The following is a 23971-nucleotide window of genomic DNA, read 5'->3' as shown; positions in this document are numbered from 1 at the left end:
CCTATGGGGGAGAGCGCCTCGTCAGCGCTTCGTCTTGGGGTCGAAAGCGTCGCGGATCGAGTCGCCGAGAAGGTTGAACGCGACCACGAAGATCAGCATCGACACACCGGGGAAGATCAGGTACGTCACGTCGGAGTGGTAGACGTTGGCGCCCACCTGGAACATGCGGCCCCAGTCGGGGGTCGGCTCGGTCATGCCGACCCCGAGGAAGCCGAGGCCCGCCTCGGCCCCCACGTACAGCGGGAGCGCGAGGGTCGCCTGGATGATGATCGGGGTCCACAGGTTGGGCAGGAGCTCCTTGAAGACGACCCGGCCGGGCGAGGCGCCGGTCACGCGGGCCGCCTCGATGAACTCGCGCGTCCGCAGCGACAGGACCTGGGCGCGCAACAGGCGCGCGATCGTGGCCCACCCGAGCACGGTCAGCACCAGGCAGATGGACACGTACCGCAGCCAGGTCGGCGTCTCCTCCTCGGGCAGCACGATGGCCGCCTCGACGACGGGCAGGAAGACGATCAGGAACAGCTGCGAGGGGAAGGCCAGGAGCGTGTCGATGACCCGGCCGATCACGTAGTCGGTCTTGCCGCCGATGTAGCCGGAGGTGATGCCGAGCACGACGCCGATGATCGTCGACAGGACGGTCACGATCACGGCGATGCTCAGCGAGGTCCTGATGCCGTAGACGAGCTGCATGAAGACGTCGCGGCCGAGGCCCGGCTCGAGGCCGAACCAGAACTCGCCGCTCATCCCGCCGTTGGGTGCCAGCGGGTAGCCGTACTCGTTGAGCAGCCCGGGCCGGTCCTGCCCGTAGGTGCTGTACGGGTCCTTGCCGTACAGCATCGAGATCACCGGGGCGAGGATGGCGACCAGGAAGAACCCGAGGACGATGACGGCCGAGATCACACCCGTCTTGTCGCGCCGGAACCGGCGCCACATGAGCTGGCCGGGCGATCGGCCGACGATGGCGGGGCCGGAACCGGCCGGCTCGGCGGACGCCGCTGCGTCCGCCACGGCGTCGGTCGTGGCCGAGGAGGGGAACGTCATGGTGCGGTGCTCCCGGAAGGACCATTAACGATCGGAAGAGATCCGACTATAGGGAACCCTGGCAACTAATTATGCAGGGGTCAATCACTTGGCGCGGACGATGCGCTTCTTGCTTGCTTCGTTGTCCAAAGTAAATCAGCTTGTGTCCTGGAACCCGGTTGACCTTGGAAGATGCGCCAGGCAACACTGCATATTACATAAAGAGTTTTGTGTCACGGTTTTGTGACACAACTCGGACGGGGTCGAGACACTCATCACAACCCCGGATGATCCTTGCTGATCACCGCAATCGCGCACAAGCGCCAACGTCGCGGGCATGGCACACTGGTGGGGACAGAGCAAGCGTGCTCCGGGGTCGGTGAAATTCCGAACCGGCGGTGACGCCCCTGCCCGGGGCGGCAGTCCGCGACCCGGCCGAAGCCATCGGCCGGTGGACCTGGTGTGATTCCAGGACCGACGGTGAAAGTCCGGATGGGAGGAAGCGCGCGAGCGGGCGTCCGTGCCGTGAGGCACCGGCGCGCCCGCTGACGTGGTCGTGCGACCGCGTCACACACCCCCGGGGCCCGCCTTGCCGGCGCAGAAGCGACAGGCGAGAGGAAGGGTCCGGGGTGACCTCTCGGGACATCCAGCACATGCGGCGCGCGGTCGCGCTCGCCGCCCGGGGACAGGGCGGCACCAGTCCCAATCCGGTCGTCGGGTGCGTCGTGCTCGACGCGTCGGGCGAGGTCGCGGGGGAGGGCTTCCACGCCTACGCGGGCGGCCCGCACGCCGAGGTCGTGGCCCTGCGGGAGGCGGGGGAGCGGGCCAGGGGCGGCACGGCGTACGTGACCCTGGAGCCCTGCAACCACACCGGCAGAACGGGTCCCTGCGCCGGCGCCCTCCTGGAGGCCGGGGTGGCCCGGGTCGTCGTCGCCGTGGCCGACCCCAACCCCGTGGCGGCGGGCGGCGCCGAGACCCTCGCGAGCCGCGGCGTCCGCGTGGAGGCCGGGCTGCTCGCCGAGGAGGCCGAGCGCGTCAACGCGGCGTGGCTCACCTTCGCCCGGTCCCGCCGGCCGTACGTGACCTGGAAGTTCGCCGCGACCCTCGACGGGCGTTCGGCGGCGCGGGACGGCACCAGCCAGTGGATCACCTCCCCGGAGGCGCGGGCCGAGGTGCACCGCCTGCGGGCCGAGAGCGACGCCGTCCTCGTGGGCGTCGGCACCGTGCTGGCCGACGACCCCAGCCTCACCGCCCGGGTCCCCGAGCCCCTGCGCGCGCGGCCCGTGCTGCGCGTGGTGGCCGACCCCGGCGCCCGCACCCCCGCCTCCGCCCGCGTCCTCGACGAGGCCGCCCCCACGCTTGTCGCCGTCGCCGACGACGCCGTCGTGCCCCCGCACCTGGCCGGAGCCGTACGGCTCCCGCGCGCGGACGGCGGAATACATCTGCGCGCCCTCATGGCTGAGCTGCACGGGAGGCAGATCGTGAGCGTGCTGCTTGAGGGCGGCCCGACCCTCGCCGGCTCGTTCCTCAGGGAGGGACTGGTCGACCGGGTCGTCGGCTACCTCGCGCCGGCGCTGCTGGGCGCGGGCGCGGCCGCGCTCGGCCCCGCGGGCGTCGAGACGATCGCCGAGGCGCATCGCCTGGAGTTCGAGGAAGTCACCCCCGTCGGGCCGGATCTCAGGATCGTCCTCCGGCCGCAATCCCCTAAGGAGAGCTGAGATGTTCACCGGAATCGTCGAGGAGCTCGGCGAGGTCGTCGCGGTGGAGGAGCTGGACGCCGGCCGGTCGGCGCGGCTGACCGTCCGCGGGAAGGTCGTCACCGGCGACGCCCGGCACGGCGACTCGATCGCGGTCAACGGCGTGTGCCTCACGGTGGCCGCCGTGGACGGCGACGCGTTCACGGCCGACGTGATGAAGGAGACCCTCGACCGGTCGTCGCTGGGCGCGCTGCGGCCCGGATCCCCCGTCAACCTGGAGCGCGCCGTACGGGCCGACCAGCGGCTCGGCGGCCACATCGTGCAGGGCCACGTGGACGGCACCGGCGCCGTCGTCTCCCGCGAGCCGGCCGAGCACTGGGAGATCGTGCGGATCTCCCTCCCGCCCGGCCTGGAGCGCTACGTGGTGGAGAAGGGGTCGATCGCGGTGGACGGCGTCAGCCTCACGGTGGTCGCCGCCGACGCGGAGAGCTTCACCGTCAGCCTGATCCCCACGACCCTCGAGCTCACCACGCTCGGACACAAGCGGCCGGGTGACCCGGTCAACCTGGAGGTGGACGTGATCGCCAAGTACGTCGAGAAGCTGACCGCGGGAGCCCGGGCATGAGCTGGACCGACGCGGGATTCGACGTGCTGGGGCAGCACGTCCTGTGGACCGACCTGGTGGGCAACGCGGCCGCGCTGACCACGGTCTGGCTCGCCATCAGGAAGACGATCTGGACCTGGCCGGTGCAACTGGTCGGCTCCGTCCTGCTGTTCACGGCCTCGATCAGCGCGCACATCACGGGCAACGCCCTCAAGCAGGCGCTGTTCGGCCTGCTGGCGGTCTACGGCTGGGTGCGGTGGTCGCGCGGCACGCGGGACGGCGCGCAGCTGCCGATCCGGCCCGCGACCCGGACCGAGCGGACGTGGCTCATCGCGGTGATGGCGGCGGGTACCGTCGCCGTCGCGCTGCTGTTCACCTACCTCAACTCGCGGGGACTGAACATCTCCTGGGCGCCGTGGCCCGACGCGTACATCTTCGTCGGCAGCGCGGTCGCCACCTGGGCGCAGGGAAGGGCCCTGGTCGACTTCTGGGTGATCTGGGTGGCCGTGGACGTCGTCGGCGTGCCGCTGGCGGTCCGCTCGGGCCTGGTGGTCTCGGGTCTCGTCTACGGATTGTTCTTCGTGATGGTGCTCATCGGGTTCCGGGACTGGCTGCGCCAGTCGCGCGCCCCGCGGCGCGAGGCGGTGACGGTGTGAAGGAGATCAGGCTCGACCCGGTCGACCGGGCCATCGCCGACATCCGCGACGGCCGGCCCGTCGTGGTGGTCGACAACGAGAACAGGGAGAACGAGGGCGACCTCATCTTCGCGGCGGCGAAGGCCACCCCGGAGCTGGTCGCGTTCATGATCCGGTACACCAGCGGCGTCGTCTGCGTCGCGATGGAGGGCGCCGAGCTCGACCGGCTCGGGCTGCCGCTGATGGTCACCGACAACCGCGAGCACCTCCGGACGGCCTACACGATCAGCGTGGACGCCCGGGACGGCGTGACGACCGGCATCTCGGCGGCCGACCGGGCCAAGACGATCAGGACGCTGTGCGACTCGGCCACCGAGCCGTACGAGCTGGTCCGCCCCGGCCACATCTTCCCCCTGCGCTACCGCGAGGGCGGCGTGCTGGTCCGCCAGGGCCACACCGAGGCGGCCGTCGACCTCGCCCGGCTGGCCGGGCTGTCGGCCGCGGGCGCGCTCGCCGAGATCGTCAACGACGACGGCACGATGGCCCGGCTGCCCCGGCTGCGGGAGTTCGCCGACGAGCACGACCTCGCGCTCGTCACGATCGAGCAGCTCGTCGAGCACCGCCGCCGTTCCGAGCGGATGGTCACCCGGGTCGCCGAGACCCGCATCCCCAACCGCTACGGCGAGTGGCGGGCCTACGGGTACGCCAGCGCGCTCGACGGCGGCGAGCATGTGGCCCTGGTCTACGGCGACCTCGGCGACGGCGAGAACGTGCTGGTGCGGGCGCACTCCGAGTGCCTGACCGGCGACGTGCTCGGCTCGCTGCGCTGCGACTGCGGCGTGCAGCTCGACGGCGCCATGCGGACGATCGCCGAGCAGGGCCGCGGGGTGATCGTCTACCTGCGCGGCCACGAGGGCCGGGGCATCGGCCTGCTGGCCAAGCTGCGGGCCTACAGCCTCCAGGACAACGGCAGCGACACCGTCGACGCCAACCTGGAGCTGGGGCTCCCGGTGGACGCGCGGGAGTTCTCCAACGCCGGCCAGATGCTGGCCGACCTCGGCGTGAAGTCGGTCCGGCTGCTGACGAACAACCCGGCCAAGATGCGCGGCATGGACGGATACGGCATCAAGGTCCTCGGCCGCGAGCCGATGCCCGTGGCGATGAACCCGTACAACGAGAGATACCTGGCGGCCAAGCGCGACCGGCTGGGTCACGACATCCCCGAGACGGAGGACGAATGAGCGGCGAGGGACGTCCCGGGGCCTCCCCGGTCGACGCGAGCGGGCTGACCGTGGGCGTCGTCGCGGCCCGATGGCACGAGAAGATCACCGACCAGCTGGTGGCGCGGGCGCTGCGGGCGGCCGAGGACAGCGGGGCCGAGGCCCTCACCGTCCGGGTGGCGGGCTCGCTGGAGATCCCGGTCGTGGCCCAGGCGCTCGCCCGCCGGTGCGACGCGGTCGTGGCCCTCGGCGCGGTGATCCGGGGGGACACGGCCCACTTCGACTACGTCTGCGACTCGGTGACGGCGGGGTTGACCAGGATCGCGCTCGACGAGTCGACCCCGGTGGGCAACGGGGTCCTCACGTGTGACACGCTTGATCAAGCGGTCGAGCGGTCCGGGCTGCCGGGCAGCAAGGAGGACAAGGGGTACGAGGCGACGATGGCCGCCCTTGAGACGGCCCTCACCCTCCGCCGCCTGGCGACCTGAGCCGCAGACCCATCGGGGATGACGCATCCCGCCCGTCCGAGCTGGGAAAACCATCAGTGATCACGCACAAGCCCGCACGAGGCGTCCTCGCCGACGCCGTGCGCGACCTCCCGGCGGGTCGCCGTGTCTGAGACGACGCCTCCGCCGCTGCCCGTGACCTGGCGCCCGCGACGCGCCCCGATCATCGCGTACGGCCTGGCCGCCGTGATGATCGGGGGCTCCGTCCTGCTCGCGGTGGTCCTGCCGCCCATGTTCGGCGTGCCGGACCGGATCGGCATCGTGGTCTTCGGCCTCCTGGTGGCGGCCGTCCTCCACCTGCTCGGCCGGCTCCGCGTGAGCGCCGACGAGCGGGGCGTCACGGTGGTGAACCCCCTGCGGGTCCACCACTACGAGTGGCCCGAGCTGCTGGACGTCACCATGGTCGAGGGCGACCCGTGGCCGAAGCTCGACCTGGCCAACGGGCTGAGCCTCGGCGCGATGGGCATCCAGAGCACCGAGCGGGAGCGCTCGCGCCGCGCCGTGTCGGAGCTCGGCGCGCTGATCCGCGAGCGCGGCGAGGCCCCCGACCGGGTGTAGGGACGGCGAGCCCGCCGCGCCCGCCCCGGGCCGGGTCGCCTCAGGCGGTGAGCCGTACGGCGGGAGCCCGGTCGAGCGCGCCCCGCCGCCGCAGCTCCGGCAGCACGCCCTCGCCGAACCAGTAGGCCTCCTCCAGGTGGGGGTAGCCGGACAGCACGAACTCCTCGATCCCGAGCGAGGCGTACTCCTCCACGAGGTCGGCCACCTCGGCGTGGCTGCCGACGAGGGCCGTGCCCGCGCCGCCGCGGACGAGCCCGACGCCCGCCCACAGCCCGGGGTGGATCTCCAGGTCGCGGGCCCGGCCGCCGCGGAAGCCCTCGTGCAGCGCGAGCATCCGCTGCTGCCCGGCCGACTCGCTGCGGCCCAGGATCGTCCGGGCCGACGCGATGTCCTCCGGGTCGATCCGGTCGAGCAGCCGGTCCGCCTCCGCCCACGCCTCCTGGGAGGTGTCGCGGGTGATCACATGCAGGCGGATGCCGAACCGCAGCGTGCGGCCCTCCGCCGCGGCCAGCTCCCGGATCCAGCCGAGCTTGGCGGCCACCTGCGACGGCGGCTCGCCCCACGTCAGGTAGACGTTCACGTGCCGGGCGGCGACCGGCCCGGCCGCCGGCGACGACCCCCCGAAGTACAGCTCGGGCACGGGGGAGGGCCGCTCGGCGACCATCGCGCCCTCGACCCGGTAGTGCTCGCCCGCGAAGTCGAACGGGCCGTCCCAGGCGCCGCGGACCACGGTGAGGAACTCGTCGGTCCTGGCGTACCGCTCGTCCTTCGACAGGTGGTCGCCGAACCGCTTCTGCTCGGTCGCCTCGCCGCCCGTGACCACGTTGAGCAGCAGCCGGCCGCCCGAGATCCGCTGGTACGTGGCGGCCATCTGGGCGGCCAGCGTCGGCGACAGGAATCCGGGCCGGAACGCCACCAGGAACTTCAGCCGGGTGGTCACCTGTGTCAGCGCCGCGGTCACCAGCCAGGCGTCCTCGCAGAAGGTGCCCGTGGGGGTGAGCACGGCTTCAAAGCCGAGCTGCTCGGCCGAACGGGCGATCTGCCCGAGGTAGTCGATGGAGGGCGGCCGGTAGACCGAGGCCGTGGGGTGGCCGTGGCCGCGGTGGAGGCCGTGGCCGCCGCCGACGATCGCCCTGCTGTCGCCCGTGGTGGGCAGAAACCAGTGGAATCTCATTGCTGTGCCTTCGCGACGACGTCGTTGAACCGCTCATCCACGAAATCGGAGAATTTGACGGTGCCGGGGATCAGGCCCTCGGCCGAGAACGCGTCCGCCATCTGCTGCTCGGATTTCACCGCCGCGTCGTCGATGACGATCGGCGCGGCGACCGCGTTGGCGACCGCGGCGTTCGCCACCTCGACCGGCAGGCCCGTCTCCTTGGCCCAGACCTTGGCCCACTCGGCCTGGTGGGACTCGGCCCAGTTGCGGGCCTTGGCCAGCCGGGTGAGGAAGTCGCGGACGGCGGCCTGCTTGGCGCCGTCCTCCAGGGCGGCGGGCGCCGCGACCTGGAAGTTGAGGCCGTTGACGTACCCGGTGCCGTCGACCAGCAGCCTGGCCTTGTTCTGGATGCGGGCCTGGGAGGTGAAGGGGTCCCAGATGGCCCAGGCGTCGACCGTGCCCGAGGAGAACGCGGCGAGCGCGTCCGCGGGCTGGAGGTATTGCGGCTGGACGTCCTTGAAGGACAGGCCCTGCTTCCGCAGCACGGCCAGCAGGTGGTAGTGGGCCGAACTGCCCTTGGCCACCGCGATCTTCTTGCCCTTGAGCTGGGCGGGCGAGGTGATCGCCGAGTTCTGCGGCACGAGGATGGCCGCCGCCGCCAGGTTCTGCCGGTATGCGGCCACCACCTTGATCTTCGAGCCGGAGGCCGCGGCGAAGACCGGCGGGGTGTTGCCCACGCCGCCGATGTCGACGGCCCCGGCGTTCACCGCCTCCAGCAGCGGCGGCCCCGACGTGAACTGGGACCAGGTGATCGTGTACGGGGTGCCGCCGAGCAGCCCGGCGGCCTCCAGGAGTGCCTGGGACCCGGCCTTCTGGTCGCCGACGCGCAGCGTCACGCCCGCGGAGGAGCCCTTGGCGCCCCCGGTGGAGGAGCCGCCGGAGGAGCCGGTGGACGAGCACGCGGTCGCGACGGAGACGGCGAGCAGGACGGCGGCGAGGAGTTTCCTGTTCATGCTGTTCCTTCTGGGAAGACGCCGAGAGCGGCCAGCAGGGTGGTGCGCAGGGACACGAGGTCGGGATGGTCGCGGTGGCGCGGCCGGGGCAGGGAGATCGTCGTCTCGTGGGCGATGCGGCCCTCGCCGAGCACGAGGACGCGGTCGGCCAGCAGCAGCGCCTCGTCCACGTCGTGGGTGACGAGCAGCACGGCCGGCCGGTGGGCCGACCACAGCTCGAGGACCAGCCCGTGCATCGTGATCCTGGTCAGCGCGTCGAGCGCGGAGAACGGCTCGTCGAGCAGCAGCAGACCGGGCTCGCGGACGAGGGCCCGGGCCAGGCTGGCCCGCTGTGCCTCGCCGCCCGACAGTGTGAGCGGCCAGGCGTCCGCCCGCTCGGCGAGGCCGACCTCGGCGAGGGCGGCCTCGGCCCTGGCGCGGGCGTCGCCGTCGGCGAGGCCCAGCGCGACGTTGGCCCGCACCCGCTTCCACGGCACGAGGCGGGGCTCCTGGAAGGCCACGGCCACCGACTCGCCGACCGCGAGACCTCCCTCCACCTCGTGGTCCAGCCCGGCGAGCGCCCGCAGCAGCGTCGACTTGCCCGAGCCGCTGCGGCCGAGCAGCGCCACGAACTCGCCTCTCGCGATGTCCAGGTCGAGGCCGTCGAGGACGGTCCGGTCGCCGAAGCGCCGGGTGAGCGCCCGGACCGAGGCCGCCGCCCGGGTCGGGCTCACCGGGCTCACAGGGCTCACAGGGCTCACCGGGACAGGAACTCGCGCCGCCACGTCAGCGCCCTCCTTTCGAGCAGCCGGACGAGGGCGTCGGTCAGCAGACCGAGCGCGCTGTAGACGAGCAGGCCGACGACGATCACGTCGGTGCGCAGGAACTCCCGGGCGTCGTTGATCATGTAGCCGAGCCCCGCGTCGGCGTTGATCTGCTCGGCCACGATCAGCGCGAGCCAGGCGACGCCGAGGCTCTGTCGGAGCCCCACCAGCGTCTGGGGCAGCGCGCCGGGCAGCACGATGTGCCGCACGAGCTGCGCCCCGCCCAGCTTGAGCGTCCGCGCGACCTCGGCGAGCTTGCCGTCCACGCCGCGGATGCCGGCGAACGTGTTGAGGTAGAGCGGGAACGACACCGCGAGGGCCACCAGCAGCACCTTCGGCGTCTCGCCGATGCCGAACCACAGGATGAACAGCGGGATCAGCCCGAAGAACGGCAGCGCGCGGAGCATCTGCATGATCGGGTCGACCGCGTTCTCGCCGGCCCGGCTCAGGCCGGCCACCAGCGCCGTCCCGATCCCCGCGACGGCGCCGGCGGCGAAGCCGGCGAGCACGCGCTGCAGGGACACGGCGATCGCCGTCGGGAGCGTCCCGTCGCGGACGAGGTCGAGCGCGGTCGCCGCGATCGTGGACGGCGCGGCCAGGAGCCGGGTGGGCAGCAGCCCGGTCGCGCTCGCGATCTGCCACGCGACGACCAGGACCAGCGGGCTGATCCAGCGATGCCAGGATCTGCCGGGCAGCCGCCGGCTCTGGGGACGGGGAGCCGGCCGTGCGCCGGCCCGGACCTCCGTCTCCAGTTCGAGGACGGACATGGATCACCTCGCAGGTTCAGCGGACGTTGCCCATAGGATTGTCTATATTTCCTATCGGGTCAATAGGTATATCACCGTTAAGGTTGCCCCCAGACGTTCGGAAAGGCGGGAGGGCCGATGGCCGTGCTGATCGACCGGCCCAACTGGCCGGGCCCCCGCGGCCTGCTCTGGTCCCACCTCGTCAGCGACGGGTCGTACGAGGAGCTGCACGCCTTCGCCCGCGTCCTCGGAGTGCCTGTGCGGGCCTTCGACCGGGACCACTACGACGTGCCGGAGACGGTGTACGACCGGGCGCTGGCCCTCGGCGCGGAGGCGGTGTCCAGCGGCGAACTGGTGCGCCGCCTGCGGGACGCAGGCCTGCGCCGCCGCAAGTCCCGCTAGGAGGCCGCCCACGGAGGGAGCGTCAGAGGCGGGCGAGCTCCCGGGCCATGTTGTCCCTGGCCCGCGCCTCCCACAGGTCGCGCCCCAGCGGGGTGCCGTAGAGGCGCCCGTTCGCCAGCAGGCCGCGCAGGACGGCGGCCCGCCCCGCCCGGAACAGCTCGGCGGGGACGTGGCCGTACTCCTCCCGCACGGCCCGGGCGTACGCGTCGTACTCCTCGGGGGTCCCGCCCAGGACGGCGAGGTCGGCGTCGCACAGCACGGCCGCGTCGGCGTCGCCCGGCTCGTACGCGTGGCCGGCCGTGACCCGCACCAGCCTGGCCACCTCCCGCACCCGCTCCGGCGCGAGGCCGCAGGCAGGCAGCCGCGCCAGGGCGAGCTGGGCGCTGCGCTCCTCGTCCCGTCCCGCGAGGCCCTCGTAGACGGCGTCGTGGAACCAGGCGGCCAGCCGTACGGCCGCGGGGTCGCGGGCGAGGCCGGCGAGCGGCTCGACCGCGGCGAGCACGGCGCGGAGGTGGGCCGTGGTGTGGTAACGGCGGTGCGGCTCGCCCCAGCGGGCCGCGAGCTCGGCGGCGAGCGCCCTGCCCGCGGGGGAGCCCGCGAGCTCCGGCGGCGCGGGCGGGACCGGCGGGATCGGCGAGGCGGGCGAGAGCTCCACGGTCACGACCCTAGACCGCCCGCCGCACCTGTGCGGGCCGGGGCGTGAGCGGCCAGGCCCCCTGCGGCGTCAGCGCGGGCGCGGGGCGACCGGCCGGGCCCCCAAAGGCGTCAGCGCGGGCCGGGGGCTGTGCGATCGTGGCAATCGCCGGGGTGGGGGCCGCCGCTGTTTGGCGGAATCGGCCAGAGCGGGGTGGAACCCGTGGCGCGTAGCCTGACCCTGTGCTGCGGCGGACAACCACGGTGCCGGACATCGACTCGCCCGCGACGCTGGCGGAGCTGCTCGACCACCACGACTACCTGGCGGACGAGGGGCTGGCGACGGCGGCGTACCTCGCGGTGCGGATGGGCCGGCCGCTCTTCCTGGAGGGTGAGGCCGGGGTCGGCAAGACCGAGCTGGCCAAGACGCTGGCCGCGATCCTCGGCGCCCCGCTCATCCGGCTGCAGTGCTACGAGGGGCTCGACGCCGCCCAGGCCCTCTACGACTGGGACTTCGCCCGCCAGCTCCTGCACCTCAAGGCCGCGGAGGCGGCGGGCGCGGCCGACGCGGGCGCGCTCGAGGGCGAGATCTACGACCGCAGGTTCCTGATCGCCCGGCCGCTGCTGCGGGCCCTGGAGACGCAGCCCAGCGTCCTGCTGGTGGACGAGGTCGACCGGGCGGACGACGAGTTCGAGGCGTTCCTGCTGGAGGTGCTGTCCGACTTCACGATCACCATCCCCGAGCTGGGCACGATCAGCGCGGCCACGCCTCCCGTCGTCGTCGTGACCTCCAACCGCACCCGAGAGGTGCACGACGCGCTCAAGCGGCGCTGCCTCTACCACTGGCTGGAGCACCCCGGCTTCGACCGCGAGGTAGCGATCCTGCTGCGGCGCCTGCCCGGCTGCACCGAGCGGCTCGCGTCGGACGTGGCCCGGGCCGCGGGGCGGCTGCGGGCGGCCGACCTCGTGAAGCCGCCCGGCATCGCGGAGACCCTCGACTGGGCCGAGGCCCTGCTCACGCTCGGCGCCGCGGAGCTGGACCCGGACCTGGCCGCCGTGACGCTCGGAGCGGTGCTCAAGTACCGGGAGGACCAGGAGGCCGTCCGGGCCCGCCGCCTGCTGGCGGCCCCGGCAGCTTCGGTCCGGGACTCCGGTGACGGGACCCGCGGCCGTGGCTGAGAACGCGGGAGGCCGCCCCGGGACAAGCCGTCCCGCGCCCCCGGGCCCAGGGGCGCCCCGGGAGGCCCTCGCGGCCACCCTGACGGGGTTCGCCCGGACGCTGCGGGCCGCCGGGGTGGGGGCCGACCACGAGCGCACGCAGAGCTTCCTGGCCGCTCTGGGCCACCTCGACGCCGGCCGGGAGCGGGACGTCTACTGGGCCGGCCGCCTCACGCTGTGCGCCGGGCCCGGCGACATCCCCCGGTACGACCGGTGCTTCGCCGCCTACTTCTCCGGCCTGCGCCCGCGCCCGGACCGCGCCGCCACCGCCGTGACCGTGACCCGTCCCACCGCCCTGCCGTACGGGGCGGAGCCCGAGGGGACGGGAGAGGCCGACGCGCTCCCGGCCACCGCGAGCCGGATCGAGGTGCTGCGGCACCGGGACGTCGCCCGGATGAGCGAGGCCGAACGGCGGGAGGTGGGCGCCCTGCTCGCCCTGCTCGACGGGGCGCGGGAGCGGCGCCGGTCCCGGCGGTTCCGCCCGGCCGCCCGCGGCCGGCTCGACGGGCGGCGCACGGTCCGGGAGGCGGTCCGGCACGGCGGGGACCCCGCGCGGCTGCTGCTGCGGGCGCACCGCGACCGGCCCCGCAGAGTGGTCATGGCCGTGGACGTCAGCGGCTCGATGGCGGCCTACTCCGACACGCTGCTGCGCTTCGCGCACGCGCTCGTGCGCGCCCAGCCCGCGGCCACCGAGGTGTTCAGCGCCGGGACGCGGCTCACCCGGATCACCGCCGAGCTGCGCCACCGCGACCCCGACCGGGCGATGGCCGCCTGCTCGGCCGCCATCCCCGACTGGAGCGGCGGCACCCGGCTGGGGGAGGAGATCAAGGAGCTGCTGCGGCTGCCCGACCCCCGGGGCGCGATCGTCGTGATCGCCTCGGACGGCTGGGAGAGGGGCCCGGCGGAGCCGCTGGGCGCCCAGATGGCCCGGCTTTCCCGCACGGCCCACCGGGTGATCTGGGTGAACCCGCACAAGGGCGACCCCGAGTACCGCCCGCTGACCGCCGGGATCCGCGCGGCCCTGCCGTACGTGTCCGACTTCGTGGCCGGGCACAGCCTCGCGGCGTTCGAGGACCTGGCCGCCCTGCTGGCCGGGGCCCGTGCCCGGCGGCCGGAGGGAGGCGGCCCGGATGCGTGACGTGCTCGACCAGATCGTGCGCTGGTGGGAGACGGGGGAGCGGTTCGGGCTGGCCACCGTCGTCGGCACGTTCCGCAGCGCGCCCCGCCCGCCCGGCGCGTCCATGGCCGTACGGGACGGCGAGGCCGTCGGCAGCGTGTCGGGCGGCTGCGTCGAGGGGGCGGTCTACGAGCTGGCCCGCGAGGTGGCCGAGGGGGAGCCGCCGGTCCTCCAGCGGTACGGCGTGAGCGACGACGAGGCGTTCTCCGTCGGCCTGACCTGCGGCGGGATCATCGACGTGTTCGTGGAGGCGGTGTCGCGGGAGGCGTACCCGGAGCTGGGTGAGATCGCCGCCTCGATCGCGGCGCGCCGCCCGGTCGCCGTCGCGACGATCGTGGCGGGCCCGGGGCCGGTGGGGGCCCGCCGCGTCATCTGGCCCTCCCGCGCGTCGGGGTCGCTCGGCTCCGCGCGGCTCGACGACGCGGTGGACGACGACGTCCGCGGCATGCTCGCGCAGGGGCTCACCGGCGTCCGACGGTACGGCCCGGAGGGGGAGCGGCGCCTCGACGACCTGCAGGTCTTCGTCCAGTCGTTCGCGCCGGCGCCCAGGATGCTGGTCTTCGGCGCGATCGACTTCGCGGCGGCGGTCGCGCGGATCGGCAAGTTCCTCGGCTACCACGTGGTCGTCTGCGACGCCCGGCCGGTATTCGCCACGGCCAAGCGGTTCCCCGACGCCGACGAGGTCGTGGTGAAGTGGCCGCACGACTACCTGTCGGCCACCGAGGTCGACGGGCGGACCGTGATCTGCGTGCTCACCCACGACCCCAAGTTCGACGTCCCGCTGCTGGAGGTCGCCCTGCGCACCCCGGCGGCGTACGTGGGGGCGATGGGCTCGCGCCGCACGCACGCCGACCGGCTGGCGCGGCTGCGCGAGGCCGGCCTGCCGGAGGCCGAGATCGCCCGGCTGCGCTCTCCGATCGGTCTCGACCTCGGGGCCCGCACGCCGGAGGAGACGGCGGTGTCGATCGCGGCCGAGCTGATCGGGCTCCGCTGGGGCGGCAGCGGCCGGCCGCTGACCGAGACGACGGGCCGCATCCACGGCGACCCCGCCCCGGGGGACGGCGACACCGGGGACGCGCTGTGACACGGCAGGCGGGCGGCGACCGGGCGGAGCCAGCAGGCCGGGCGGACCCGGCGGAGCGGGCGGAGGGCGGGGTCGTGGCCGGGCTGCTGCTCGCCGCGGGGGCCGGGAGCCGTCTCGGCACGCCCAAGGCCCTCGTGGAGTTCCGCGGCGAGCGGCTGGTCGACCGCGGGGTGCGGCTGCTCGCGGACGGCGGATGCGACCCCGTGATCGTGGTGCTGGGCGCGGCCCTCGTCCCCGTCCCGGGGGCCGAGGTGGTGTCCAACCCCGATTGGGCGACCGGCATGGGCTCGTCTCTGCGGGCCGGTCTCCGCGCGCTGCCCGGCCGGGCCGGGGCCGTGGTCGTCGCCCTCGCCGACCAGCCGCTGGTCGGCCCCGCGGCCGTACGGCGGCTGATCGGGGCGTTCGCCGCGGGCGCCTGTGTCGCCGCCGCCTCCTACGGCGGCGCGCCGCGCAACCCCGTCCTGATCGCCCGGGAGCACGTCGCGGAGGTGGCCGCGCTGGCCGTCGGGGATGTGGGCGCACGGCCGTTCCTGCGGTCCCGCCCGGATCTGGTGACCCTGGTCCCCTGCGACGACGTGGGGGACCCCGTCGACGTGGACACGGCAGAGGACCTCCTCTCGCTGCAGCGGAAGGGCGCGGGCCGCCCGGCGTCCTGAATGCCGAGACCGAGCTGTCCGGCTGCCGGGACGCCCACTATGATCACGGGGAATTCGCCACGGGAGACGGGAGACGGCGGTGGGAGAGTGGCAGGGCCCCGGGGGGCTGGACGTCACCCGGCCGAACGTGGCCCGGATGTACGACTACTACCTCGGCGGCAAGAACCACTTCCCGGCCGACCGCGCCGCGGCCGAGAAGGTCGTCGAGCTGTCCCGGGGCCATGTCAGGGAGGCGGTGCGGGAGAACCGCGCCTTCCTCGGCCGCGCCGTCCGCCACCTGGCGGGGGAGTGCGGCATCCGGCGCTTCGTCGACCTCGGGGCCGGCCTGCCGACGCAGGGCAACGTGCACGAGATCGCCCTCGCCGCCGCCCCGGACGCCCAGGTCGTCTACGTGGACAACGACCCGGTGGTGGCCGTCCACGGGCGGGCGCTGCTGGCCGGGGACCCGCGCGTGGAGTTCCTGGAGGCCGACCTGCGGCGGCCCGGCGACGTGCTGGCCGCCCTGCCTGCCGGCTTCGGCCCCGGCGAGGAGCCGGTCGCGCTGCTGATGCTGGCGTGCCTGCACTTCGTCTCCGACGAGGAGGACCCGGCCGGGATCGTCGCCCAGTACCGAGACGCCCTGCCCCCCGGCAGCCACATCGTGGTGTCGCACGTCACCTCCGACCCGCTGCCCGCCGTGATGGCGGCCGCCGGCGGGGTGTACGGCGCCGCCAACGCCCCCTTCGACGCCCGCCCCCGGGAGGCCATCGCCCGGTTCTTCGACGGGTTCGAGCTGGTGGAGCCCGGTCTCGTGCAGGTGCACGAGTGGCGGCCCGACCCGGACACCCCGCCGCTGCGCACGGCGTTCCTGCCGGTCCTCGGCGGCATCGCCCGGCGGCCCTGAGGTCGACCGCCGCCCGTCCTGTCGTTAGCCTTGGGAGCCGACGAACGGAACAACATTCGGTTACCGGCGGGCACGCGGAAGGACGAAGCGGATGCGGATCGGGATGGCCCTCAACTACGCCGGGGGCTTCAAGGAGACCGTGGCCGAGCTGGCCGACTACGAGAAGGCCGGGCTCGACATCGTGTTCGTGGCCGAGGCGTACAGCTTCGACGCGGTCAGCCAGATGGGCTACATCGCGGCGCGGACCGAGCGGCTGCAGATCGCCTCGGGCATCCTGCCGATCTACTCCCGCACCCCGGCCCTGCTCGCCATGACCGCGGCGGGCCTCGACTACGTCTCCGACGGGCGCTTCACGCTCGGCATCGGCGCCTCCGGGCCGCAGGTGATCGAGGGCTTCCACGGCGTGCCGTACACCGCGCCGCTGGGCCGCACCCGCGAGGTGATCGAGATCTGCCGCAAGGTCTGGAGGCGGGAGCGGCTCGAGTACGCCGGGAAGCACTACACGCTGCCCCTGGAGGGCGGCACCGGCCTGGGCAAGCCGCTCAAGCTGATCAACCACCCGGTGCGGGAGCGCATCCCGATCGTCGTCGCGGCCATCGGGCCCAAGAACGTCGAGCTGACGGCCGAGCTGGCCGAGGGCTGGGAGCCGATCTTCTTCATGCCCGAGAAGGCCGCCGAGGTGTGGGGGCCGTCGCTGGCCGCGGGGAAGGCCCGCAGGGACCCGGAGCTCGGCGAGCTGGACGTGATCGCGCAGGCCGTCCTCGCCATCGGCGACGACGTGGACGACGTCCTGGAGCTCGGACGCCCGATGGCCGCCCTCTACATCGGCGGCATGGGCGCCCGCGGCAGGAACTTCTACAACGACCTGGCCCGCCGGTACGGCTTCGAGAAGGAGGCCGCCCTCATCCAGGACCTCTACCTCGACGGCAAGAAGGAGGAGGCGGCCGCCCAGGTGCCGCGCGAGCTGCTGGAGAAGATGTCCCTGGTCGGCCCCGAGGGCCACATCAGGGAGCGGGTCGCCGCCCTGCGGGAGGCCGGCGTCACCACGCTCAACGTCGCCCCCTTCGCCCGTACGCACGAGGAGCGGGTGCGGCTCGTCGAGCGGATCCGCGACATCGCCGCCTGATCCCCGTACCCCCTGACCGTGCCGGGACCCGGCGCGGTCAGGGGCGGGACATCGGCGTCAGGGCCTACAGCGCGACCGCCGTGAAGCCGCCGGTGGGACGGAGGTCCGCCGGGACCGCGTGGCGAGGACCGGCGGACGTGCCCGCCTCAGTCCCTGACGGGTGTGCAGGGCTTCACAGGGGTGCCGGCCTCGGCCAGCCATGCGCCGAGTGTCCAAAGCACCTTCGGGTTCTGGTCGTCGCGGATCTCCAGCACGAGTGTCTCGTCCGGCCGGATGTACTCCGGGTGGATCCCGATCCGGTGGCCTGCCGGGATGGCCTTGATGACCTGGAGGGACCGCCAGTGCTCGGCGCCCCACTTCAGTTCCGCTTCCGTGTGCGGCCGCGTCCCGTACGAGGGATCCACGCCGGCGAACCGCGGTCCCGCGCATCGCGTGTGCGGCGCGAGGAACGACACGTCGGCCTTGATGCCGACCGACCTCAGCTCGGCCGCCAGCCCCGCGGGGTCGCGCAGTTCGTTGACGGTTACGGTGATCGTCCCGTCCGGGTTCCTGGTCACCGCGTACGCGGGCGTGCCGAGGCCGTTGGTCAGCGGTATGACGACGGCCGCTGCCGCAGCGGCGGCGACCAGCAGCCGGGGAACGGTGATCAGCCGCCGCCGTCCGCCCATCTCCTCGATCAGGCGGCGTCTCGCTCTCGCGAGATCGTCCGGAGTGGCCGGCGGGACGGTCTCCCACATGGCTTTCAGTGCGTCCACTGTCAGTCTCCTTCTTCCAGCGCGTGACGGATCTGGATGCGGGCTCGGTTGAGTCGCGAGGCGACGGTGCCCGGCGGGATCGCGAGCGCGGCGGCGACCTCCTGATAGCTCAGTTCGGCCCAGGCGACGAGGAGCAGCACGTCGCGATCGGCCGGTTTGAGCGCCAGCAGGGCCCGCGCCAGCGGCCGGTTGACGGCCAGGGTGTCGAGCCGGTCCTCCACCTGCGCGCCTGGTATCTCCGCCGGGTGCACGCCGCTGCGGATGTACGCGCGGTAGAGGGCCGTCTCGGCGCGCCGCCGTTTGCCGATCAGGTTGGAGGCGATGCCGTACAGCCATGGACGGGCGTCGGGGCGGCCCCTGTCGTAATCGCCCCGGCGCTGGAAGGCGGCCAGGAACGTGTCGGCCACCACGTCCTCGGCCTCACTCGGTCCGAGACGCCTGGCCGCGTAGCGGTGCAGGAGCGGCGCGTGCCGGTCGAACAGGGCGGCGAAGACCTCCGGATCGTCCAGGGACCGTCCGATGAGGGTCGCGTCATCGGCATCGACTTGTGACGTCATGCATGTCGGCCTTTCTCGGCGAGCGCGGTCACCCGTACTTACCGCGCCGGGCCGAAACGCTTCATCCGCCGGGCGCGACGTCAGAAACCGCGGCAACCGCCCGGAAGGGCCGAGCGGAGGACAAGGCGACCTCCCGGCCCCGGGCCGCGGGCGGGTCGGGCCGGGCGTAGAGTCCCGTTCGTGATTCACGCCTCACGCCGCGCGCGGGTGGCCGCGACGCTGCCCGGACACGAGGTCGCCGCCGTCCTCGTCACCGCCGCCGTCAACGTGCGCTACCTGACCGGTCTCGACAGCAGCAACGCGGCCCTGCTCCTCACCGCGGGGGGCGAGGCCCTGCTGGCCACCGACTCCCGGTACGCCGAGACGGCCCGGGAGCGCTGCGCCGGGGTGGAGGTGATCGAGGACCGCGACGTGGCGGGCGCGCTGCTGTCGCGGGCGGAAGACGCCGGGCCGGTCGCCGTCGAGGCCGGGCGCATGCCGGTGGGGACGTTCCGCGACCTCGCCGGCGCGCACCCGCTCGCGCCCGTCGAGGGGATCGTGGAGACCGTGCGCGCGGTCAAGGACGAGGGCGAGCTCGCCTCGCTGCGCCGGGCCTGCGCGATCACCGACGAGGCGTTCGCCCACGTCGTCGAGGGGATCGTGCCCGGGACGACCGAGCGCGAGATCGCCCGCCGGCTCGCGATCGCCATGATCGAGCTCGGCGCGGACAAGCCGGCGTTCGACGCGATCGTGGCCTCCGGCCCGAACGGGTCGATCCCGCACCACAGCCCCTCCGACCGGGCGGTGGAGCACGGCGACCTGGTCACGATGGACTTCGGCGCGCTCTACGAGGGCTACCACGCCGACATGACCCGCACCGTGGCCGTCGGCCGGCCCGCCGCCTGGCAGCGGGACCTCTACGACCTCGTGCGGCTCGCCCAGCGGGCCGGCCGCCACGCCGTACGGGTGGGGGCGACGGCGGACGAGGTGGACGCCGCGGCCCGCGAACCGATCGCCGAGGCGGGGCACGCGGGGCACTTCGGCCACGGGCTCGGCCACGGAGTGGGCCTGGAGATCCACGAGCAGCCGTTCCTGGGCCCTGGCAGGACCGGTAGACTAGAGGATCGAGTTCCGATCACCGTCGAGCCGGGGGTCTACCTTCCGGGCAGGGGCGGTGTGCGCATCGAGGACACGCTGGTCACGCGTGACGACGGGCCGGAGCTTCTCACACTGACGACGAAGGAGCTGCTCGTCCTGTAGAGCAGCCGACGCGGGAGACGCACGTGGCGACGACGAACGACCTGAAGAACGGACTGGTGCTCAAGCTCGACGGCGGTGAGCTGTGGACCGTCGTTGAGTTCCAGCACGTCAAGCCCGGCAAGGGCGGCGCGTTCGTCCGCACCAAGCTGAAGAACATCCTGTCCGGCAAGGTCGTGGACAAGACCTTCAACGCCGGCGTGAAGGTCGACGTGGCCAACGTCGACAAGCGCGAGATGCAGTACTCCTACCTCGACGGCGACGACTTCGTGTTCATGGACACCGAGACCTACGACATGGTCAACGTGGGGCGGTCGGTGGTCGGCGACGCCGCCAACTACATGCTGGAGAACACTCTCGCGACCGTCGCCTTCAACGAGGGCAACCCGCTGTACGTCGACCTGCCGGCGGCGGCGGAGCTGACGATCGCGCACACCGAGCCGGGCCTGCAGGGCGACCGCTCGACCGGCGGCACCAAGCCCGCCACCCTGGAGACCGGCGCCGAGATCAAGGTCCCGCTCTTCATCACCACCGGAGAGAAGGTCAAGGTCGACACTCGCACCGGCGAGTACCTCGGTCGGGCCTGACGTGTCGGCTCGGGGCAAGGCCCGCCGCCGCGCGCTGGACATCCTCTTCGAGGCCGAGGCCAGAAGGCTGAGCCCGCTCGACGTGCTCGCCGAGCGGGTGGAGCGTGCGGACCCGCCCGTCAACGAGTACACCTCCTTCCTGGTCGAGGGAGTGGTGCAGCACCTCGACCGGATCGACGAGCTGATCTCGACCTACTCCGAGGGCTGGACGCTGGAGCGCATGCCGGCCGTCGACCGCAACGTCCTTCGGGGCGGCACCTACGAGATGCTCTGGTCGGACGAGGTCCCCGAGGGCGTGGTCATCAGCGAGTGGGTCCACCTCGCCGCCGAGCTGTCGACCGAGGAGTCGCCGCAGTTCGTCAACGGCCTGCTGGCCCGGTTCAAGCAGCTCAAGCCGTCGTTGTCGCTCTAGGAGGGGGCCTCGGGCGCCCCGAGCCGGCCGCGCCGGAAGGCGTGGCGAAGCAAGCACCGCCCGCGGGGGGCGGGACAAGGGAGGCCGGAAGTGCGTGACGCCACGCGGCAGGCGGTCGTCTGGGAGGCGCTGCGCGCGGTCCTCTCCGAGCGGGCCGCGGCCACCGGGCGCGAGTCGCTCGACATCGTCGACGCCGGAGGCGGCACCGGAGGCTTCGCCGTGCCGCTGGCGAAGCTGGGCCACGTGGTGACGGTCGTCGATCCCACCCCCGACTCCCTCGCCGCGCTGGAGCGGCGGGCCGCGGAGACCGGGGTCGGCGTCAAGGGCCTGCAGGGCGACGCCGCCGACCTCGGCGACCTGATCGCGCCGGGCAGCGCCGACCTCGTCCTGTGCCACAGCGTGCTGGAGTACGTGGAGGACCCGGCGGGGGCGCTCGGCGCGGTCGCCGGGGTGCTGCGCCCGGGCGGCGTGGTCAGCGTGCTCGCGGCCAACTCGGTCGCCGCGGCCGTCCACCGCTCGCTCGCCGGGCACTTCGACGAGGCGCGGCGGGTGCTGTCCGACCCGGACGGGCGCTGGGGCGACCGCGATCCCACCCCGCGCCGGTTCTCCCGCGACGCCCTGGCCGCCCTGCTGGACCGGGCGGGGTTCACGGTCGGCGACGTGCACGGCGTGCGGATCTTCGCCGACCTCGTGCCGGGCATGCTGGCCGAGGGCGACCCGGACGGGCTGATCGCGCTGGAGAAGGAGGCCGCCGCCCATCCCGTCCTGCGGGACATCGCGACGCTCCTCCACGTGCTCGCCCACCGCTGACCCGATCCGGACACGCGCCGGGCTCCGAATAGAAACCGTGTTCGGGTAAGGTGGCGGTGTGTCGCGGAACCAGCTGCTGCCCCGGGATCCGACGCCGCCGGACGGCCCGGCCGACGACAGCGGCTGCCCCATCCTCCACGTCGACATGGACGCCTTCTACGCGAGCGTCGAGCTGCTGGACCGGCCCGACCTGCGGGGCACCCCCGTCATCGTCGGCGCGACCGGGGCGCGCGGCGTCGTGCTCAGCGCGACGTACGAGGCCCGCCGCTTCGGCGTCCACTCGGCCATGCCGATGACCCGGGCCCGCCGCCTGTGCCCCCAGGCGACCGTCATCCCGCCCCGCCACGGCGTGTACGCCGAGGTGTCCCGGGGCGTCATGGAGATCTTCAAGGCGATCACTCCGGAGGTCGAGCCGATCGCCTCGGACGAGGCGTTCCTCGACGTCGGCGGCGCCCGGCGGCGGCTCGGCAGCCCCGCGGCCATCGCCCGCACGATCCGCGAGCAGGTGGCCGACCGGTACGGGATCACCTGCTCGGTGGGGGTGGCGAGCAGCAAGTTCGTGGCGAAGCTCGCGTCCCGGCAGTGCAAGCCGGACGGCCTGCTGGTCGTCCCCGCCGACGGGGTCGTGGAGTTCCTCCACCCGCTGCCGGTCGCCGCCCTGTGGGGCGTGGGGGAGCGGACCGAGCAGGCGCTCGTGCGGCTCGGCATCAGGACCGTGGGCGACCTGGCCCACGTCCCGGTCGCGACGCTCCAGCGGGAGTTCGGGGCCGTCGGCGCCCACCTGGCCGCCCTCGCGTGGGGGCGCGACGAGCGCCGGGTCGTGCCGCACGCGCCCGACAAGAGCGTCGGCAACGAGGAGACGTTCTCCCAGGACGTGGACGACCCGGAGGTGATCCGCCGCGAGCTGCTGCGGCTGTCGGAGCGGGTCGCGGCCCGGCTGCGGGCGGCCGGCCACGTCGGCAGGACCGTCAGCGTGAAGCTGCGCCGCTCCGACTTCACCACGATCACCCGCTCGCGGACGCTCCGCGAGGCGACCGACGTCGCGAAGGAGATTTACGACACATCGTGCGAGCTGTACGAAGCCGCCGGGCTGGAGCGGGTGCGTCTCCGGCTGGTCGGCGTCCGTGTGGAGAACCTCGCCCCCGCCGCCACCGCGACCCGGCAGCTCGGCCTGGGCGAACGGGAGACGGGCTGGCGGGAGGCCGAACAGGCCATGGACCGGGCCGCCCGGAGGTTCGGCCCCGATGCGGTGGTCCCGGGCTCGCTCGTTCGTCGTCCGTTTGGTCCAATGGGTCCATGACGTCACCTCCGGTTTGGACCGCGTTGGACGTTTTCTTTCGCCTACGTCTACAGGCTCGTATTCTGGGGATAACCGACCGCGAGGTTCGGACACCCCGTGTCGTCCGTTGCCGTCTTCCCCTGAGTGGGGCCGTCCTTGGGAGGCGCCGTGCCGCTGTCTGAGCACGAGCAGCGCTTGCTCGACCAGATCGAGCAGGCCCTCTACGCCGAGGACCCGAAGTGGGCCAATACCGTACGGATCAGCGATCCGCGCAGCCACTACAAGCGCCGCCTGGTGCGGGCCTCCGTCTGCTTCGCACTCGGCGTGGTCCTGCTGATGGTCGGCGCCATCGTGCCGCAGATCCTCCTCGGCGCCGCCGGTTTCGTGGTCATGCTGCTGAGCTGCCTGTGGGGCCTGTCGAGCTGGAAGCGCATGAACGGCTTCGGCGGGGACTCCTCCTCCCCGGCCCGCGGCCGTGGGCGCCGCCCCCAGCGCCAGACCTTCATGGAGCGTATGGAGGAGCGCTGGCGCCGCCGCCACGACGAGCGCTGACGATCGCACTCCGCCGCCCGCCCGTGTCCCGGGCGGGCGGTGTCGTGGTGCCGGCCGCCGGCCGCCTACTGACTCGATCCGTCGTGGCGCCGGCCGCCGGGTCGCCCCCGACCCGATCCGTCGTCGCCCGCGCCGCCGGTCGCCTCCGACCGGGTCTCGGGTCAGCGCCGGGAGCCGGTGAGGGTCGTCTCCCTCGGGGCCTCGTACGACCGGTCCGCCTGGACTGACCCCGCGGAGGGGCCGGGACCTGACCGCAGCCGGACACCCTCCAGCAGGTCGAACAGGTCGAGCGCGCGCTCGCCCACCGCCCTGATCCGCAGCAGCGTGGACATCGGGGCCACCACGGCTCCCAGGCGGCGCCACCGCGACACGTTCCCGGCCAGCGTGCGCCTGACCCTGCGCACGTCGGCCCTGCCCGGCCCGGCGGCCGCCGGCGTGCGGGCGTACCGGAGCCGCTCCTCCGCCGAGACGATCCGCGCCAGCGACGCCGCCGTCTCCGCGTCGAGCTCGTACCGCTCGGTGATCCGCCGGCCGAGCGCCCGCGGGCTCTCGTCCCGCCGCCGGGGCATCCCCAAGTCGGTGAGCGTGTCGCACAGCTCCAGCCAGGCCGCGTCCGACGGCGGCCGCCGCCCGGCCCGGTCGTCCC

At 73.6% G+C, this 23971-nt stretch carries 28 protein-coding genes and 1 riboswitch; of the genes, 19 read left to right on the top strand and 9 right to left on the bottom strand.

Annotated elements, in window-relative coordinates; genetic code table 11:
- Nucleotides 1–21: 21 nt before the first annotated feature.
- Complete coding sequence (locus tag MPTA5024_RS09095; protein ID WP_036321483.1) at nucleotides 22–1041, bottom strand: ABC transporter permease; 1020 nt, start codon at nucleotides 1039–1041, stop codon at nucleotides 22–24.
- A 340-nt stretch (nucleotides 1042–1381) separates the two neighbouring features.
- A riboswitch (FMN riboswitch) is annotated at nucleotides 1382–1530 on the top strand.
- A 119-nt stretch (nucleotides 1531–1649) separates the two neighbouring features.
- On the opposite strand from MPTA5024_RS09095, the gene ribD reads away from it, so the two are divergent.
- From ribD to MPTA5024_RS09065, 6 genes are all read left to right on the top strand, one after another.
- Nucleotides 1650–2738 (top strand): bifunctional diaminohydroxyphosphoribosylaminopyrimidine deaminase/5-amino-6-(5-phosphoribosylamino)uracil reductase RibD, encoded by a 1089-nt coding sequence (gene ribD, locus MPTA5024_RS09090; RefSeq protein ID WP_232326321.1) that lies wholly within the window; start codon nucleotides 1650–1652, stop codon nucleotides 2736–2738.
- 1 nt (nucleotide 2739) lies between these two features.
- Complete coding sequence (locus MPTA5024_RS09085; protein WP_036321478.1) at nucleotides 2740–3342, top strand: riboflavin synthase; 603 nt, start codon at nucleotides 2740–2742, stop codon at nucleotides 3340–3342.
- Complete coding sequence (locus tag MPTA5024_RS09080) at nucleotides 3339–3977, top strand: nicotinamide mononucleotide transporter family protein (protein ID WP_036321475.1); 639 nt, start codon at nucleotides 3339–3341, stop codon at nucleotides 3975–3977. The genes MPTA5024_RS09085 and MPTA5024_RS09080 overlap by 4 nt, the downstream gene beginning before the upstream one ends.
- On the top strand, nucleotides 3974–5197 hold the full coding sequence (locus MPTA5024_RS09075) for a bifunctional 3,4-dihydroxy-2-butanone-4-phosphate synthase/GTP cyclohydrolase II (RefSeq protein ID WP_036321473.1): 1224 nt from the start codon (nucleotides 3974–3976) through the stop codon (nucleotides 5195–5197). Before MPTA5024_RS09080 ends, MPTA5024_RS09075 begins: the two co-directional genes overlap by 4 nt.
- Nucleotides 5194–5664, top strand: coding sequence for a 6,7-dimethyl-8-ribityllumazine synthase (gene ribH, locus MPTA5024_RS09070; protein ID WP_036321471.1), 471 nt, complete (start codon nucleotides 5194–5196; stop codon nucleotides 5662–5664). Before MPTA5024_RS09075 ends, ribH begins: the two co-directional genes overlap by 4 nt.
- Nucleotides 5665–5787: 123 nt before the next feature.
- Nucleotides 5788–6240, top strand: coding sequence for a PH domain-containing protein (locus tag MPTA5024_RS09065; RefSeq protein WP_036321469.1), 453 nt, complete (start codon nucleotides 5788–5790; stop codon nucleotides 6238–6240).
- A 40-nt stretch (nucleotides 6241–6280) separates the two neighbouring features.
- Here the strand turns inward: MPTA5024_RS09065 and MPTA5024_RS09060 are convergent, their stop codons facing one another.
- From MPTA5024_RS09060 to MPTA5024_RS09045, 4 genes are read right to left on the bottom strand one after another with little or no spacing between them, the layout of a single operon-like run.
- Nucleotides 6281–7414, bottom strand: coding sequence for an LLM class flavin-dependent oxidoreductase (locus MPTA5024_RS09060; protein ID WP_036321467.1), 1134 nt, complete (start codon nucleotides 7412–7414; stop codon nucleotides 6281–6283).
- Nucleotides 7411–8409 carry an ABC transporter substrate-binding protein gene (locus MPTA5024_RS09055; protein ID WP_036321464.1) on the bottom strand — a complete coding sequence of 333 codons (999 nt, stop codon included), beginning with the start codon at nucleotides 8407–8409 and terminating at the stop codon, nucleotides 7411–7413. Before MPTA5024_RS09055 ends, MPTA5024_RS09060 begins: the two co-directional genes overlap by 4 nt.
- A complete protein-coding gene (locus MPTA5024_RS09050; protein WP_051457864.1) occupies nucleotides 8406–9140 on the bottom strand; it encodes an ABC transporter ATP-binding protein in 735 nt (244 codons plus the stop codon). Before MPTA5024_RS09050 ends, MPTA5024_RS09055 begins: the two co-directional genes overlap by 4 nt.
- Nucleotides 9141–9145: 5 nt before the next feature.
- A complete protein-coding gene (locus MPTA5024_RS09045; protein WP_036321461.1) occupies nucleotides 9146–9979 on the bottom strand; it encodes an ABC transporter permease in 834 nt (277 codons plus the stop codon).
- A gap of 117 nt (nucleotides 9980–10096) precedes the next feature.
- On the opposite strand from MPTA5024_RS09045, the gene MPTA5024_RS09040 reads away from it, so the two are divergent.
- On the top strand, nucleotides 10097–10360 hold the full coding sequence (locus MPTA5024_RS09040) for a DUF4031 domain-containing protein (RefSeq protein WP_036321459.1): 264 nt from the start codon (nucleotides 10097–10099) through the stop codon (nucleotides 10358–10360).
- Between the two features lie 22 nt (nucleotides 10361–10382).
- Here the strand turns inward: MPTA5024_RS09040 and MPTA5024_RS09035 are convergent, their stop codons facing one another.
- Entirely contained in the window at nucleotides 10383–11015 is a 633-nt protein-coding gene (locus MPTA5024_RS09035; RefSeq protein ID WP_442922033.1) for an HD domain-containing protein, read from the bottom strand.
- Nucleotides 11016–11236: 221 nt separating this feature from the next.
- Between MPTA5024_RS09035 and MPTA5024_RS09030 the strand changes: the two genes are divergently transcribed.
- The 6 genes from MPTA5024_RS09030 to MPTA5024_RS09005 all read left to right on the top strand — a co-directional run bounded on the left by MPTA5024_RS09030 (nucleotide 11237) and on the right by MPTA5024_RS09005 (nucleotide 17137).
- A complete protein-coding gene (locus MPTA5024_RS09030) occupies nucleotides 11237–12172 on the top strand; it encodes an AAA family ATPase (protein ID WP_051457863.1) in 936 nt (311 codons plus the stop codon).
- Nucleotides 12165–13349 (top strand): vWA domain-containing protein, encoded by a 1185-nt coding sequence (locus MPTA5024_RS09025; protein ID WP_084369648.1) that lies wholly within the window; start codon nucleotides 12165–12167, stop codon nucleotides 13347–13349. The genes MPTA5024_RS09030 and MPTA5024_RS09025 overlap by 8 nt, the downstream gene beginning before the upstream one ends.
- Nucleotides 13342–14472, top strand: a complete 1131-nt coding sequence (locus tag MPTA5024_RS09020) for an XdhC family protein (RefSeq protein WP_036323778.1) — start codon at nucleotides 13342–13344, stop codon at nucleotides 14470–14472. The genes MPTA5024_RS09025 and MPTA5024_RS09020 overlap by 8 nt, the downstream gene beginning before the upstream one ends.
- 74 nt (nucleotides 14473–14546) lie before the next feature.
- Nucleotides 14547–15128, top strand: a complete 582-nt coding sequence (locus tag MPTA5024_RS09015; protein ID WP_036323776.1) for a nucleotidyltransferase family protein — start codon at nucleotides 14547–14549, stop codon at nucleotides 15126–15128.
- A gap of 79 nt (nucleotides 15129–15207) precedes the next feature.
- The gene (locus tag MPTA5024_RS09010; protein ID WP_232326319.1) at nucleotides 15208–16011 is read left to right on the top strand and encodes an SAM-dependent methyltransferase; all 804 of its coding nucleotides are present in this window, start codon (nucleotides 15208–15210) and stop codon (nucleotides 16009–16011) included.
- Between the two features lie 91 nt (nucleotides 16012–16102).
- Nucleotides 16103–17137 carry an LLM class F420-dependent oxidoreductase gene (locus MPTA5024_RS09005; protein WP_036321456.1) on the top strand — a complete coding sequence of 345 codons (1035 nt, stop codon included), beginning with the start codon at nucleotides 16103–16105 and terminating at the stop codon, nucleotides 17135–17137.
- Between the two features lie 146 nt (nucleotides 17138–17283).
- On the opposite strand, the gene MPTA5024_RS09000 is transcribed toward MPTA5024_RS09005, so the two are convergent.
- Together MPTA5024_RS09000 and MPTA5024_RS08995 are read right to left on the bottom strand one after the other, a co-directional pair.
- Nucleotides 17284–17892, bottom strand: a complete 609-nt coding sequence (locus tag MPTA5024_RS09000) for a hypothetical protein (RefSeq protein ID WP_036321454.1) — start codon at nucleotides 17890–17892, stop codon at nucleotides 17284–17286.
- Between the two features lie 2 nt (nucleotides 17893–17894).
- Nucleotides 17895–18449, bottom strand: a complete 555-nt coding sequence (locus MPTA5024_RS08995; protein ID WP_036321452.1) for an RNA polymerase sigma factor — start codon at nucleotides 18447–18449, stop codon at nucleotides 17895–17897.
- A 180-nt stretch (nucleotides 18450–18629) separates the two neighbouring features.
- Between MPTA5024_RS08995 and MPTA5024_RS08990 the strand changes: the two genes are divergently transcribed.
- The 6 genes from MPTA5024_RS08990 (at nucleotide 18630) to MPTA5024_RS08965 (ending at nucleotide 23325) form a co-directional block, all read left to right on the top strand.
- Nucleotides 18630–19688 (top strand): aminopeptidase P family protein, encoded by a 1059-nt coding sequence (locus MPTA5024_RS08990; RefSeq protein WP_036321450.1) that lies wholly within the window; start codon nucleotides 18630–18632, stop codon nucleotides 19686–19688.
- 23 nt (nucleotides 19689–19711) lie between these two features.
- Nucleotides 19712–20272, top strand: a complete 561-nt coding sequence (gene efp, locus MPTA5024_RS08985; RefSeq protein ID WP_036321448.1) for an elongation factor P — start codon at nucleotides 19712–19714, stop codon at nucleotides 20270–20272.
- 1 nt (nucleotide 20273) lies between these two features.
- Nucleotides 20274–20684, top strand: coding sequence for a transcription antitermination factor NusB (gene nusB, locus MPTA5024_RS08980; protein WP_036321445.1), 411 nt, complete (start codon nucleotides 20274–20276; stop codon nucleotides 20682–20684).
- Between the two features lie 90 nt (nucleotides 20685–20774).
- A complete protein-coding gene (locus MPTA5024_RS08975; protein ID WP_036321442.1) occupies nucleotides 20775–21494 on the top strand; it encodes a methyltransferase domain-containing protein in 720 nt (239 codons plus the stop codon).
- Nucleotides 21495–21552: 58 nt separating this feature from the next.
- Entirely contained in the window at nucleotides 21553–22794 is a 1242-nt protein-coding gene (locus MPTA5024_RS08970) for a DNA polymerase IV (protein ID WP_036321439.1), read from the top strand.
- A 147-nt stretch (nucleotides 22795–22941) separates the two neighbouring features.
- The gene (locus MPTA5024_RS08965) at nucleotides 22942–23325 is read left to right on the top strand and encodes a DUF3040 domain-containing protein (RefSeq protein WP_036321436.1); all 384 of its coding nucleotides are present in this window, start codon (nucleotides 22942–22944) and stop codon (nucleotides 23323–23325) included.
- Nucleotides 23326–23486: 161 nt separating this feature from the next.
- On the opposite strand, the gene MPTA5024_RS40720 is transcribed toward MPTA5024_RS08965, so the two are convergent.
- A partial coding sequence (locus MPTA5024_RS40720; RefSeq protein ID WP_036321433.1) for a DUF4129 domain-containing protein occupies nucleotides 23487–23971 on the bottom strand: 485 nt, incomplete at its 5' end.

Source organism: Microbispora sp. ATCC PTA-5024 (genome assembly GCF_000511135.2).
Taxonomy (GTDB): domain Bacteria; phylum Actinomycetota; class Actinomycetes; order Streptosporangiales; family Streptosporangiaceae; genus Microbispora; species Microbispora corallina.
This window is presented reverse-complemented; position numbering and strand designations above follow the sequence as displayed.

What these genes read in the sequence shown, in the direction of transcription:
- MPTA5024_RS09045 (WP_036321461.1), bottom strand. Translation starts at nt 9,979, where the DNA reads ATGTCCGTCCTCGAACTGGAGACGGAGGTCCGGGCCGGCGCACGGCCG.
- MPTA5024_RS09055 (WP_036321464.1), bottom strand. Translation starts at nt 8,409, where the DNA reads ATGAACAGGAAACTCCTCGCCGCCGTCCTGCTCGCCGTCTCCGTCGCG.
- MPTA5024_RS09095 (WP_036321483.1), bottom strand. Translation starts at nt 1,041, where the DNA reads ATGACGTTCCCCTCCTCGGCCACGACCGACGCCGTGGCGGACGCAGCG.
- MPTA5024_RS09040 (WP_036321459.1), top strand. Translation starts at nt 10,097, where the DNA reads ATGGCCGTGCTGATCGACCGGCCCAACTGGCCGGGCCCCCGCGGCCTG.
- MPTA5024_RS09080 (WP_036321475.1), top strand. Translation starts at nt 3,339, where the DNA reads ATGAGCTGGACCGACGCGGGATTCGACGTGCTGGGGCAGCACGTCCTG.
- MPTA5024_RS08995 (WP_036321452.1), bottom strand. Translation starts at nt 18,449, where the DNA reads ATGACGTCACAAGTCGATGCCGATGACGCGACCCTCATCGGACGGTCC.
- MPTA5024_RS09020 (WP_036323778.1), top strand. Translation starts at nt 13,342, where the DNA reads ATGCGTGACGTGCTCGACCAGATCGTGCGCTGGTGGGAGACGGGGGAG.
- MPTA5024_RS09060 (WP_036321467.1), bottom strand. Translation starts at nt 7,414, where the DNA reads ATGAGATTCCACTGGTTTCTGCCCACCACGGGCGACAGCAGGGCGATC.
- ribH (WP_036321471.1), top strand. Translation starts at nt 5,194, where the DNA reads ATGAGCGGCGAGGGACGTCCCGGGGCCTCCCCGGTCGACGCGAGCGGG.
- MPTA5024_RS09005 (WP_036321456.1), top strand. Translation starts at nt 16,103, where the DNA reads ATGCGGATCGGGATGGCCCTCAACTACGCCGGGGGCTTCAAGGAGACC.
- MPTA5024_RS09085 (WP_036321478.1), top strand. Translation starts at nt 2,740, where the DNA reads ATGTTCACCGGAATCGTCGAGGAGCTCGGCGAGGTCGTCGCGGTGGAG.